Origin of the sequence: Vibrio sp. 2-Bac 85, assembly GCF_037546705.1 — a bacterium.
Classification (GTDB): Bacteria; Pseudomonadota; Gammaproteobacteria; order Enterobacterales; family Psychromonadaceae; genus Psychromonas.
Map to the genome: position 1 here is coordinate 84,871 of NZ_JALAAB010000014.1, position 12,964 is coordinate 97,834.

Sequence of the window (12,964 nt, forward strand, 5' to 3'; positions counted from 1 at the left end):
GTAGTGAACCTTTTATGTTTAAGTCAGCCATAAACCAATATGTAATTTTGCTCGAACTTTTAACTTAATGAATGATTAGGTTATGTTGTGTATTTTCTCGGAGTATTCATGCCCACTGTTAAACGTTATTTTTTGTTATTATTCTCTCTTTGTCTTTTTTCTATTAATGCATTAGCACTGGCGCCTGAAACAGGATGGATAAGTAATCTTAATCATCTTCCTGTCAAAGTTAATTTACAACTCACTGGTCAAGCTCAACAAAATACAGCCAATGCATTGTTAAATGTAAATCTCGATGTGGATTGGAAAACCTATTGGCGATCACCTGGAGAAGGCGGCGTTGCACCTACTTTTGAATGGAAAGCTGAATCGACCAACATAAAAGAATTTGACTGGTCTTGGCCTACTCCAAAACGCTACCCTGTACTAGGTGTTGAGACAGTGGGTTATAAAGATAAAATTCATTTTCCACTGCATATTACGGTTAACGATCCCGAACAACCTAGCCGATTAAAGGGGACGCTGACATTAGCTTCATGTACCACGATTTGTGTATTAACAGATTATAAGATTGATCTGCATTTTGATTTGACCCAATTAAGTATCAATGAAGACATTGCTTTTGCCTATGCTCAGGCTGTAAGTAGTGTGCCTATTCTCGTAGATCAAAGTGCTATTGATGCACAAAAAAACAATGCGAATATTACCCATATCAGTAGCTCATGGGATCAGTTTAATCAACAAGTAGTTGTGCAGTTATCCCATCAAATAGGTTGGCAGCAACCGGATCTCTTTATTGATAGTAGTGTCACTGAGTTAGACAATGTGTTTTTTTCTAAACCTACTCTCTCAGTATCTGAGAAACAGGTTACTGCGACCTTTGCAGCAAGCAGTTGGGGAGGAGAAGTTGATTTAAGTAATGCCGATGTAAATATCACCGTAGTAGATGATGGTGTTGCTGTCGAGGTTGCTACTACATTAGGTAAGCAAATTATTTCAACTAATGAAGAGTCTATTACATCTATTTTCTTGATTGCATTATTGGGAGGCTTAATTCTGAATATCATGCCCTGCGTATTACCAGTATTAGGCATGAAGTTAAGCTCTGTGTTAGGTATTGAAGCCAATCAACGAGGCAAAGTACGTAAACAATTTTTAGCCTCTAGTGCCGGTATTATTAGCTCTTTTTGGTTGCTAGCAGCTTTCTTACTGGTGCTTAAATTGTCAGGTGAAGCATTAGGTTGGGGTATTCAATTCCAAAGCCCTTACTTTATTACTTTTATGATTGTGGTGACGGCTTTATTTACTGCCAATATGTTAGGTTTATTTGAAATCCAACTACCTTCTTCGATGCAGACTTGGTTAGCAACAAAAGGTGGAAACTCTTATATTGGACACTATCTACAAGGCATGTTTGCTACCTTATTAGCGACTCCTTGTTCTGCACCTTTCTTAGGGACTGCTGTTGCGTTTGCCTTAGGTGCGAGTGCTTGGCAGTTATTTGCAGTCTTTACCGCCTTAGGTATGGGAATGGCATTACCTTGGTTATTAATTGCTTTGTTTCCTAGCATCGCATTGTTAATGCCTAAACCTGGTAAATGGATGGGAACAGTTAAAATTGTTTTTGGTGTATTAATTTTAGCGACTTGTTTATGGTTGGTGAGCCTATTAAGTAGCTTTATCAGCGTGTTTTATACTGTTTTGGTTGCATTGTTCGTATTGCTTTTATTGGCTGTGTTGATTATTAAAAAGCATGGCAAACGCACCTTTTTTATCATTTTCGGCATTTTTATGATGGTTGTTTCTGTTGTATTAATTGTTGGCAGTTTAACAGCTAAACATTGGGCGAATCCTTTACAGGATGAAATTAGTTGGGTGCCATTAGATGCACAAGTCATTCAACAGCAAGTTGATCAAGGTAACGTTGTTTTTGTGGATGTTACTGCAAAATGGTGCGTGACTTGTAAAGCTAATAAAGTAGGAGTTTTATTGCAAGACCCTGTGTATAGCGCATTACAAGAAAGGGGAGTGATCGCAATGAGTGGAGATTGGACTGTGCGATCAGACTCTGTCACTGCTTATTTACAATCATTTGGACGCTATGGTGTACCTTTTAATATCGTTTATGGCCCTGCGGCACCAAACGGTATTGAGTTATCGACTATTTTAAATAGCGAAGATGTCATTAATGCAATACAACAAGCAAAAGGGCAATAGGATGACAGAGAAGAAGATCAAAAGGACATGGCGATCACGATTTAAGTCTGTGTTGATATATTGTGCTTTTTTACTCGTTGTGACCTGGGGCGTTGATTTATGGAGAGCTCAGTCGATTGCTTCAGGTAAAGCTCCTGGGTTACTTACAATGAGTATAAAGGGTGAAAAAATTGATCTAACTGCCATCAGTCAAGATAAGCCAGTATTAGTTTATTTTTGGGCGACCTGGTGTAGTGTCTGTAGTACCGTTTCTCCCTCTGTTGATTTTGTAAGTGACAATATGCAAGTAATAACAGTCGCGCTAAGCTCAGGTAACGATAAACGTGTTCAACAATATTTGAATGCTAAAAATTATGACTTTACTGTTATCAATGATAGTAAAGGGTTAATTGGGCGCACATGGGGGATTAGTTTGACACCAACCTTGATGGTTATAGATAAAGGACAAATTACTTCTGTGACAACTGGTTTTACTAGCCCCTTTGGTATGTGGGCGAGAATGTTATTAAGTTAAGCCTTTCAGATTCAGCCTTTCTTAGGTTCAAATAATAAAAACTAACATTAATCAGTTATCAATTAATGTTAGTTTTATTTTTTTATTTAACCGTTACTTCTTCATTTAACAGTTATTTATCAAGCGTAGGGCCGGCAGATAATAATACCTTACCTTCTTCCTTGTCCGTATAACGTGCAAAGTTATCAATGAATAGATGTGCTAGTTTTTCAGCTTTCTCATTCCATTGCGACGCATCGCTATAAGTATCTCTAGGGTCTAAAATATTGCTGTCTACATTAGGTAATGCAGTCGGTACTTCTAAGTTAAATAGTGGAATCGTTTTAGTTTCAGCATGTTCAATTGATCCATCTAGAATTGCATCAATAATTCCGCGTGTATCTTTAATTGAAATACGTTTACCTGAACCATTCCAACCTGTGTTTACTAAGTACGCTTCTGCACCACATGCTTCCATTCGTTTTACTAATTGTTGTGCGTATTGAGTTGGATGTAAGCTCAAGAATGCAGCACCAAAACAAGCAGAAAATGTAGGAGTCGGCTCTGTGATACCACGTTCAGTACCAGCTAACTTGGCAGTAAAACCAGATAAGAAATGATATTGAGTTTGTTCTTTAGTTAATTTTGAAACCGGTGGTAAAACCCCAAATGCATCTGCTGATAAAAAGATTACTTTTTGCGCGTGTCCACCTTTAGAAATTGGTTTTACTATGTTCACGATATGATCTATCGGATATGAAACACGTCCATTTTCAGTTTTACTTGCATCGTCATAATCAACTTCACCTTGCTCGTTAATCATCACATTTTCTAATAAAGCATTACGTCGAATTGCACCATAAATATCAGGTTCAGCTTCGGCGCTTAATCGAATAGTTTTCGCGTAACAACCGCCTTCAAAATTAAATACACCATCATCATCCCAACCATGCTCATCATCACCGATTAATGCACGTTTAGGATCCGTTGAAAGTGTTGTTTTCCCTGTTCCTGATAAACCAAAGAAAATTGCCGTATCGCCAGCTTTGCCTATATTTGCAGAGCAATGCATTGATGCCATACCATTCAGCGGTAATAAATAGTTCATCACAGAGAACAAACCTTTTTTCATCTCTCCGCCATACCAAGTGCCACCAATAACTTGTATTTTTTCTGTTAGATTGAAGGCAACAAAATTTTCTGAGTTGAGGCCATTTTTTTCCCAATCGGTATTAGTTGTTTTAGAGCCGTTCATTACAACAAAATCGGGTTCAAAATCAATCAGTTCTTCAGCAGTTGGGCGAATAAACATGTTCGTTACAAAGTGTGCCTGCCAAGCAACTTCCATAATAAAGCGTACTTTTAAACGAGAGTTGGCATTAGCACCACAATAAGCATCAACAACGAATAGGCGCTTACTAGAGAGTTGTTTTGATACAAGGCCTTTTAGATGTGCCCAAGTATCTTGATCAATTGCTTTGTTGTCATTTTTACCCTGATCACTCCACCAAACGGTATCGCGAGTCGTATCATCTTTTACTATATATTTGTCTTTCGGTGAACGACCAGTGAAGATGCCTGTATCAACTGCTACAGTGCCATTATTAGTAATCGTACCTTTTTCATAACCACTTAATGAGTCTGCAGTTTCTTCTGTAAATAAGGTTTCATAACTAGGGTTGTAAAGAACTTCTGAAACATCGGTAATACCGTACTGTTGTAACTGTTTGGTCGATAGTGCTATTTGGGTCATAGTTAGCTCCATTATGACTTGTAATTTTATTGTAAAAGAAATGAAAACAAGAGTGTGTAGGGTAGGTGAATTGAAGTTATTTTTGTGGGAGCAGGCTCAAATAATCGATTAAAAAAAAGCCATAATAAAAATTATTATGGCGACTTCGTGATGTGACAACAGTAGTTGACCAAATTAGTGTTTTTGATCCGTAGAAGTGAATAAAATCTGTAGATCTTTTTCTTTAAATGAATAAGTTGTTGCGCAATATTCACAACGCATATCAATACTCTCTTGCTCTTCTAAAATTTCTTTTATTTCAGATTCTTGAAGAGATGCTAATGACGATAGACAACGCTCTTGAGAGCAACCACATTTAAAGCTAATTGGTTGTAGCTCAAATAAACGTACTTGTTCTTGATGATACAAACGGAATAATAGTTCATCATTTTTCAAGGTGAAAATTTCTTCCGCTTTAATGGTGCCGGCTAACGCACAAACATGCGCAAAATCTTCTTCATGCGTATCACTATGAGCGGGTAATGTTTGTATTAATAATCCTGCTGCTTGTGCAGGCGTTGTTTGACTATTCGCAAATAAACTGATTTTGGTCGCTAATTGCTCTGACTGTACAAAATAATCTTCTAAACACGCCGCTAAACTATCTTTTTCTAATGCCACTATACCTTGATATCGTTCACCATTATCTGGAGTGATAGTTATCATCAAGTTGCCTTTTCCAATTAACTGTGAAAAAGATAATCCAGTGGTATCACCTTGGTAACGCGCAGTGCCACGTACTTCTAAATCTTGATTGGCATTAATAACAGCCATGCTCAACGGACCATCACCCTGTATTTGAACTGTAATTTTTCCCTCAAATTTTAAAGTCGCCGTTAATAAGCTGGTCGCAATTAACAATTCACCGATGGTATTGGCTATTTCAACAGGATAGTCATGATTATTGATACATTGTTGAAAAGCATTGTGTGCTTGTGCAATTTCGCCGCGAATTTCAAAATCATCAAATAGGAAGCGTTGTAGTTGGTCTGTCATAGTTTCTCTCAATATTTATTCTGCAACGATTAATCAAAATTCGCTGTATTACGTTGTGTTTTTGCGTGTATTAATTCACGGCGTTCTTTTTTATTGGGCTTACGGTCTGGATGTGGTGCATTTTGTAAGCTGAGTTTACGTAAAACTTGGTATTGTTCTCGCTTAGCGATACTTTTTTCTGTTTCTTTATAAAGTGTTTGCGCAATTGGCGCACCGCGACGGTGTTCTGAAATAGCTTCAATGCAGACTTCAAATAAAAGCTCACCCTGTCGAATTGACAATAATGCCCCTAGCTCTACGTTTTTGCTCGCTTTACAGCGCTGGCCGTTATAATGAACCTTACCGCCTTGCACCATTTCACGAGCTAAGCTGCGGGTTTTATAGAATCTTGCAGCCCACAACCATTTGTCTAACCGTACTGTTGTTTCTTTCATATTTTTCACTCAAAAGTGGATTTTAGTTTAGCAAAAATCAACTTTGTTATTAAGTTAAAAGAAAATAATGAATTATTAAGGTAATTAAATTGGGGCAAAATTTGATAAATCAAGGCATAGTTGTGTGATAATGCTATATTCAAAGGGCTATTCTATCGCCAACTAAAGCATAAAGTTCCAGGATAGATCTCATTATTCGAGCTTGTCTGGTTATGTTGATTTATAAAGATTGGCGTTAGCATTAGTATAGTAAATAAGAATGGTTAAGATTCAGTGTAAATAAATAGGATGAAAAGAGTGGCGATAATATCCCTACTACCGAAAATAATATTGGCAGTTATCTGTGCTTTAATCGTCTATCAGATAGCGTTATTTACTTGGGCTGTCTATCCCACAAAAGACAGTTCATATGAGTGGACTCCTCCTACTTTAACTTCAAAAAATAAAGCAGTGCTTTTAAGCTCGGAAAAACTACAACAGCAACAATTGTTTGGGGAATTGAAAGAGCAACGTATAAAAACAATACAACCCGATAAAACCGATGCACCTAAAACGCGTTTAAAACTGACCTTAGTTGGTATTGTTGCGGCTTCAGACCCTAAGCTCTCAAGTGTGATCATTGAATATAAAAATGTTCAGGATAGTTATTTTATTGATTCTGAAATTGAAGGGACTGATGCAAGTGTAAGTCAAATATATAATGATCGAATTATTATTTCAGTAGGTGGTGAGGAACAAACATTAATATTAGATGGTCTAGAACAATCTAATAAAAGAATGGCCAGAATTGAAAATGAGCAAGCATCTACAAAAGGTCAAACTAGAGCAAGTAATAGAACAGAAATTGCACTTGATAGAAAAGCATTGTTGGAAAACCCTAGCAAGCTGCTCGATTATATTAGAATCTCCCCCGTTAGAGAAGGCAATCAGATTCAAGGGTATCGTGTTAGTCCCGGTAAAGATCCTAGTTTATTTGAAGAAGCAGGATTACAAGAAGGCGATTTAGCAGTGGAACTAAACGGTATTGATTTAACCGATATCAGCCAAGCGATGGGGCTAATGAAAGAGTTCCCCACCATGACAGAAATGAGCTTAACCGTTGACCGCGATGGTGAGTTAAACGAGTTATTTTTTAGTATTCCGTAGTATAAAAATAAGTTTAAGCTGCTGAAACAAGTAAACAATGAGGTTGTTGTAATGATTTTAGGGATAAAGAAAAAATTGGTTGGATTGATCGGAGCCAGTATTTTTGTTTTGTTTTCACAGGCCACTTTGGTACAAGCTGCTGAATATTCAGCGAGCTTTAAAAATGCTGATTTGAATGAATTCATTAATATTGTCGGTAAGAACCTGCAAAAAACGATTGTTCTAGACCCAGCAGTGCGTGGAAAAATCAATGTTCGAAGCTATGACTTACTGAATGAACAACAATACTATCAATTCTTTTTAAATGTTTTGGAAGTGTATGGATTTGCTGTTGTTGAAATGGACAATGGGATCCTTAAAGTTATTAAAGCAAAAGACGCTAAAGTGGCCGCGATTCCCGTCGTAGATGATGGTAGTCGCTTTAAAGGTGATGAAATGGTCACGCGAGTCGTGCCTGTTATTAATGTCTCGGTGCGTGAACTTGCACCGCTTTTACGTCAATTAAACGATAGTGCTGGCGGTGGGAACGTCGTCCATTATGATCCTTCTAACGTTATTATGATCACTGGTCGTGCTGCGGTTGTTAATCGTTTAGTTAAAATTATTCAACGTGTTGATAAAGCTGGTGACCAAGAAGTTGATATTGTTAAACTAGAGTATGCAAGCGCGCTAGAAATGGTCAATATGATCAATTCTATCCAGCAAACACCAAAAACCTCAAAAAGTAGTACTAGCAGTGTACTTAAACCGAGATTAGTCGCCGATGAGCGGACTAACTCTGTGATTGTTAGTGGTGAGCCTAAAACACGTGCCCGTGTCATTAAATTAGTGAGGTCACTGGATAAAGAACTAAAAAATAATGGTAATACACGTGTTTTTTACCTTAAATATGCCAATGCAAAAGAAGTTGTAGATGTGTTAACGGGTGTTAGTAAAGGTATTGAAGATGCGTCTGGCGGTCAGTCTGGGTCGTCTAAAAACGCATCTTCTTTAAATATTCAAGCGCATGAGGGGACGAATGCAATTGTGATTTCAGCGCAGCCTGCCTTGATGTCATCATTGAGTAGTATTATTCGTCAGCTAGATATTCGTCGAGCACAAGTATTAGTAGAAGCAATTGTGGTTGAAGTGTCAGAAGGGAATGGTATCAACTTAAGTGTGCAATGGGCTTCTACAGCAGGTGCTGGCACGCAGTTTAATGATAATGGCGTGACCGCGAGCGAACTTGCAACCGGTGTTTATGCGATTAACAATGATGAAGACGATTATGAAGATCTCGCTTCATCGCTGGCTTCCATTGTTGGTGGTGTGGCTGGTTATGTGGGTAATGATTGGGGAGTTATTTTACAGGCGTTAAGCACGACAACGGGTTCTAATATTCTTGCAACTCCCAGTCTGACAACGCTTGATAATCAAGAAGCTAGTTTTATTGTGGGTGATGAAGTGCCTGTATTGACTGGCTCTACGTCCAGCTCTTCGAATGATAATCCTTTTCAAACCATCGAGCGTAGAGAAATTGGTATAAAACTGAAGGTCACACCACAAATTAATGAAGGCGACTCTGTGCAAATGGTGATTGAGCAAGAAGTCTCGAACATCAAAGGAAAAACCTCGGTAGATATTATCTTTGCTACTCGCGCAGTAAAAACGACTGTGTTAGCTAAGTCGGGTGAAACCATTGTTATTGGCGGATTAATTGATGAAACAGTGAATGAAACCGTTGATAAAGTGCCGTTATTAGGTGATATACCTTATTTAGGGCAGCTTTTTCGATCTACTAAAAGTAGCACAGAAAAACGTAATTTAATGATTTTCTTACGTGCAACGATTATTAGAGATGATCAAACTATGATGGAGCTGAGCCAACGTAAATATGGTTTAATTCGTCAAATACAATTAGGCCAAACTGAAGATGGCATTGAATTGATGCCAAATAGTAATGTACCAGTATTACCTGAATGGGGACAACCTGTTGAAATAGACCCTAACATGTTCCGTAAAAACCAAGAATATAATAAAGCGAAGCAAGAGGCTGCACAAAACAAAGAAGATACAGGCCAAGTGAATGAGTAATTTAAGCGATATCGAAGCAATTGAAGAAGCTGAAGTAGTAGAGTTTACTCCTTCAGGTCAGTTGCCTTTTGCTTTTTCTAAAAAACATGAACTAGTCATGCAACATAGTGGGCAGCAGAGTGAGTTGTGCTTTAAAAAAACACCCAATGTTGAACTGTTGATAGAAGTGCGTCGTGTTATTGGTCATGCTTTTACTACTAAACAAGTAGAGAGTGAGGTATTTGATAAGTTAGTGGCTCGTGCTTATCAATCATCTTCCTTAGAAACGCAACAATTGATGGAAGACCTAGGCGCGGACGATTTCTTTACTTTGGCCGAAGAACTACCTGCTAACGATGACTTATTAGAAGCTGAAGATGATGCACCGATTATTAAATTAATTAATGCGATGTTAGGTGAGGCGATTAAAGAAGAAGCGTCTGACATTCATATTGAAACCTTTGAGCAAACATTAATTATTCGTTTCCGTATTGATGGCGTATTACGAGAAATATTAAAACCACATCGCAAATTAGCTGCACTGTTAGTGTCACGTATTAAAGTCATGGCAAAACTGGATATTGCTGAAAAGCGTATTCCACAGGATGGGCGTATTTCACTACGTATTGGGGGGCGAGCAGTAGATGTGCGTGTTTCAACTATGCCTGCGAGTTATGGTGAACGTGTTGTGTTGCGTTTATTAGATAAAAATGCAGTTAAGCTAGAGCTTTCTACATTAGGCATGACCAAAGAAAATCACGTATTATTACAAAATCTTATCCATAAACCACATGGCATAGTATTAGTTACTGGACCCACTGGTTCCGGTAAAAGTACTACACTTTATGCTAGCCTATTAGAGATCAATTCTAGAGATAGAAACATCCTCACAGTAGAAGACCCTATTGAGTATGCCATCGATGGTATTGGTCAAACCCAAGTTAATACCAAGGTTGATATGACTTTTGCTCGTGGTTTACGTGCTATTTTACGTCAAGATCCTGATGTTGTGATGATTGGTGAAATTCGAGATCTTGAAACCGCTGAAATCGCAGTACAAGCGAGTTTAACTGGGCATTTAGTATTATCTACATTACACACTAATACTGCAGTAGGTGCGGTGACGCGTTTACGTGATATGGGCGTTGAACCATTCCTTTTATCTTCTAGTATTTTAGGTGTGCTAGCACAGCGCTTAGTACGCCGTTTATGCCCGCAATGTAAAGCTCCGCATTCAGCAAGCCCTTCCGAAAAAGAAATATTGGGTATTACCGAGCTTGAAGAAGCCACTATTTATCGTCCTGATGGTTGTCGTCAATGTAACCATACGGGATATCGAGGACGTACGGGGATCCATGAATTATTAGTGGTTAATGAGGTGGTAAGGGAGTTAATTCATACCGGTGCTGGCGAGCAAGCTGTAGAACGAGAAATTCGTAAAACCTCTGCGAGCATTCGAGATGATGGACTTAAAAAAGTATTACAAGGTCAAACCACGTTAGAAGAAATTTTACGTGTGACTAGAGAGGATTAGTGGCTACTTTTTCCTATAAAGCGTTAGACGCAAAAGGCAAACAAACCAGAGGAACACAAGAGGCTGACTCTGCTCGTATGTTGCGTCAACAATTGCGTAATGTAGGCTTGATGCCCTTAGAAGTTGAAGCCATTGCCTCAAAACGCAAAAGAGCTGGTAAGGCTTTTATTCAAAGTAAAATAAAAACAGCTGATTTAGCCTTGATCACTCGTCAGCTGTCTACTTTAGTCGCTTCTTCTATTCCCCTTGAAGAGTCATTGCAAGCAGTAGCTGAGCAATGTGATAAGCCTAAAATTAAAAGCATGCTAGCGTCGGTACGTGGTGGAGTGATTGAAGGTTATACACTCGCAGATAGTATGCGCAATTACCCTATGATTTTTGATGATCTATTTTGTGCGATGGTTGCTGCGGGAGAGAAATCAGGGCATTTAGAAAAAGTACTAGATAGGCTTGCTGATTACGCCGAACAACGACAAGAAATGAAAAGTAAGATGATGCAAGCGTTGATTTATCCGATTGTATTAACCTTAGTGGCTATCTCTGTTGTCGCTATTTTATTAACGTCAGTAGTGCCGCAGGTTGTTGGCCAGTTTCAACATATGGGAGCAGACTTACCGGGATCGACACTTTTTCTTATTGCTGTTAGTGACGCAGTGAGTGCCTATGGTTTGTATTTTTTAGGTTTGTGTATTATTGCCTTATTACTATTTAAATATTACTTACGCAAAGCCAGTAATCAACTACGATTTGATCGTTTTTTATTACGTATTCCTGTTGTTGGTAAGGTTGTTAATGAATTAAATACGGCGCGCTTTGCTCGAACATTAAGCATTTTAAATAGTAGTGCGGTGCCGTTGTTAGAGGCAATGGGGATCGCCGGAGATGTTTTAAGTAATCAATATATTCGTTTAAAAGTGAAGGAAGCTGCTGAACGTGTTCGCGAAGGTACAAGTTTGGGGAGAGCATTAGATAGTACTAAGTTGTTCCCTCCGATGATGTTACACATGATCGCCAGTGGAGAAAGAAGTGGTGAATTAGGTAATATGTTGGAACGATCTGCCGATAATCAAGACAAACAGTTCTCGGCACAAGTAACATTAGCATTAGGGATCTTTGAACCTGCACTTGTTATCTCAATGGCGGGGGTGGTTTTGTTTATTGTTACAGCCATTTTACAGCCAATTTTGGCTCTTAATAATATGGTTTCAGGCTAACTGAACTATACAATTTATATATTAAAAAAAGGTGAAAGCGTGAAAGATTTAAAACCAAAAATGAAACAAAAAGGTTTTACATTATTAGAAATCATGGTGGTTATCGTTATTTTAGGTGTATTAGCAGCAATGGTTGTGCCTAACTTAATCGGTAATAAAGATAAAGCAGATGTGCAAAAAGTTAAGTCAGACATTATTGCTTTAGAAAATGCATTAGATATGTATAAATTAGATAACAGTGTTTATCCGACAACGGATCAAGGTTTAGAAGCATTAGTCTCAGAGCCGAGCGCATCGCCTGCACCACGTAATTATCGTGAAGACGGTTACATTAAACGACTCCCTCAAGACCCATGGGGTAATGATTACATTCTAAATAGTCCGGGCGAGAAAAGTAAAATCGATGTACTTTCAGTGGGTCTTGATGGTGAAGAAGGGACTGATGATGATATCGGTACCTGGAACCTCAATGATAAATAATACATAAATGTATTTGTGACCATTCCAATGCGTAATGTGAAAGGTTTCACCTTATTAGAAGTCATGCTGGTATTAGTGTTAATGGGCATGATTTCTGTTGGTGTGGTCATGACATTAACCAGCTCAGGTAACACTGCGCAAAGCAGTCAATGGCATGCGCAACGTTTTAGTACTTTATTGCAGCTAGCACAGGATCAGGCATTAATTTTAAATACTGAATTTGGTATTGAGTTTAATGAGCAAGGTTACACCTTTGCTTTTTATGACTTTAGTAAAAGGCAATGGCAACCTTTAGTAAACTCGCGGATCAATGGTTATATAACATTCCCAGACAATGTTAGTGCTGAATATAATCTAGTGGGTAATGTTTGGGGGGAGTTAGAACAAGCACAAAAAAAAGCTGACTCTGATACTTTTGTAGAGCAATCATATTTAGTTAACATTGACGGTCAAACAAAACAGTCATCTATTAACCCACATGTTTTTATTATGTCTAGTGGTGAAGTGACACCTTTCAGTTATCAATTTTCTAGTACAGAGAATGTATCGCGTAAAATCACAGTTAAAGTGGGCATGAGCGGACAAATTGAATTAATTAATGAGTGA

General features: G+C 38.2%; 11 protein-coding genes. 8 read left to right on the forward strand and 3 right to left on the reverse strand.

All coding sequences use genetic code 11. The features are described 5' to 3' along the window. Positions 1 to 108: 108 nt before the first annotated feature. Together MT390_RS14385 and MT390_RS14390 are read left to right on the forward strand one after the other, a co-directional pair. Positions 109 to 2,217, forward strand: a complete 2,109-nt coding sequence (locus tag MT390_RS14385) for a protein-disulfide reductase DsbD family protein (RefSeq protein ID WP_499441858.1) — start codon at positions 109 to 111, stop codon at positions 2,215 to 2,217. 1 nt (position 2,218) lies between these two features. Continuing rightward, positions 2,219 to 2,731 (forward strand): protein disulfide oxidoreductase, encoded by a 513-nt coding sequence (locus tag MT390_RS14390; protein ID WP_499441860.1) that lies wholly within the window; start codon positions 2,219 to 2,221, stop codon positions 2,729 to 2,731. A 112-nt stretch (positions 2,732 to 2,843) separates the two neighbouring features. Here MT390_RS14390 and pckA read toward each other — a convergent pair whose 3' ends face one another. From pckA to hslR, 3 genes are all read right to left on the reverse strand, one after another. Next, a complete protein-coding gene (pckA, locus tag MT390_RS14395) occupies positions 2,844 to 4,463 on the reverse strand; it encodes a phosphoenolpyruvate carboxykinase (ATP) (RefSeq protein ID WP_499441862.1) in 1,620 nt (539 codons plus the stop codon). 174 nt (positions 4,464 to 4,637) lie between these two features. Continuing rightward, entirely contained in the window at positions 4,638 to 5,498 is an 861-nt protein-coding gene (gene hslO / locus MT390_RS14400) for an Hsp33 family molecular chaperone HslO (RefSeq protein WP_499441863.1), read from the reverse strand. Between the two features lie 29 nt (positions 5,499 to 5,527). After that, on the reverse strand, positions 5,528 to 5,932 hold the full coding sequence (hslR, locus tag MT390_RS14405; protein ID WP_499441864.1) for a ribosome-associated heat shock protein Hsp15: 405 nt from the start codon (positions 5,930 to 5,932) through the stop codon (positions 5,528 to 5,530). A gap of 297 nt (positions 5,933 to 6,229) precedes the next feature. Here hslR and gspC point away from each other — a divergent pair, with 297 nt between their 5' ends. Genes gspC through gspH form a run of 6 tightly spaced genes read left to right on the forward strand, consistent with a single transcriptional unit; the run spans position 6,230 to position 12,964 of the window. Then, entirely contained in the window at positions 6,230 to 7,078 is an 849-nt protein-coding gene (gene gspC / locus MT390_RS14410) for a type II secretion system protein GspC (protein WP_499441866.1), read from the forward strand. A 51-nt stretch (positions 7,079 to 7,129) separates the two neighbouring features. Then, a complete protein-coding gene (gene gspD, locus MT390_RS14415; protein ID WP_499441867.1) occupies positions 7,130 to 9,151 on the forward strand; it encodes a type II secretion system secretin GspD in 2,022 nt (673 codons plus the stop codon). After that, positions 9,144 to 10,664, forward strand: a complete 1,521-nt coding sequence (gspE, locus tag MT390_RS14420) for a type II secretion system ATPase GspE (protein ID WP_499441868.1) — start codon at positions 9,144 to 9,146, stop codon at positions 10,662 to 10,664. Before gspD ends, gspE begins: the two co-directional genes overlap by 8 nt. Continuing rightward, on the forward strand, positions 10,664 to 11,878 hold the full coding sequence (gspF, locus tag MT390_RS14425; protein ID WP_299666339.1) for a type II secretion system inner membrane protein GspF: 1,215 nt from the start codon (positions 10,664 to 10,666) through the stop codon (positions 11,876 to 11,878). Before gspE ends, gspF begins: the two co-directional genes overlap by 1 nt. A 60-nt stretch (positions 11,879 to 11,938) precedes the next feature. Beyond that, positions 11,939 to 12,358, forward strand: a complete 420-nt coding sequence (gene gspG / locus MT390_RS14430; RefSeq protein WP_166373045.1) for a type II secretion system major pseudopilin GspG — start codon at positions 11,939 to 11,941, stop codon at positions 12,356 to 12,358. A 27-nt stretch (positions 12,359 to 12,385) separates the two neighbouring features. Continuing rightward, positions 12,386 to 12,964, forward strand: a complete 579-nt coding sequence (gene gspH, locus MT390_RS14435) for a type II secretion system minor pseudopilin GspH (RefSeq protein WP_166373014.1) — start codon at positions 12,386 to 12,388, stop codon at positions 12,962 to 12,964.

What these genes read in the sequence shown, in the direction of transcription:
- pckA (WP_499441862.1), bottom strand. Translation starts at nt 4,463, where the DNA reads ATGACCCAAATAGCACTATCGACCAAACAGTTACAACAGTACGGTATT.
- gspG (WP_166373045.1), top strand. Translation starts at nt 11,939, where the DNA reads ATGAAACAAAAAGGTTTTACATTATTAGAAATCATGGTGGTTATCGTT.
- hslR (WP_499441864.1), bottom strand. Translation starts at nt 5,932, where the DNA reads ATGAAAGAAACAACAGTACGGTTAGACAAATGGTTGTGGGCTGCAAGA.
- gspD (WP_499441867.1), top strand. Translation starts at nt 7,130, where the DNA reads ATGATTTTAGGGATAAAGAAAAAATTGGTTGGATTGATCGGAGCCAGT.
- hslO (WP_499441863.1), bottom strand. Translation starts at nt 5,498, where the DNA reads ATGACAGACCAACTACAACGCTTCCTATTTGATGATTTTGAAATTCGC.
- MT390_RS14385 (WP_499441858.1), top strand. Translation starts at nt 109, where the DNA reads ATGCCCACTGTTAAACGTTATTTTTTGTTATTATTCTCTCTTTGTCTT.
- MT390_RS14390 (WP_499441860.1), top strand. Translation starts at nt 2,219, where the DNA reads ATGACAGAGAAGAAGATCAAAAGGACATGGCGATCACGATTTAAGTCT.
- gspH (WP_166373014.1), top strand. Translation starts at nt 12,386, where the DNA reads ATGCGTAATGTGAAAGGTTTCACCTTATTAGAAGTCATGCTGGTATTA.
- gspE (WP_499441868.1), top strand. Translation starts at nt 9,144, where the DNA reads ATGAGTAATTTAAGCGATATCGAAGCAATTGAAGAAGCTGAAGTAGTA.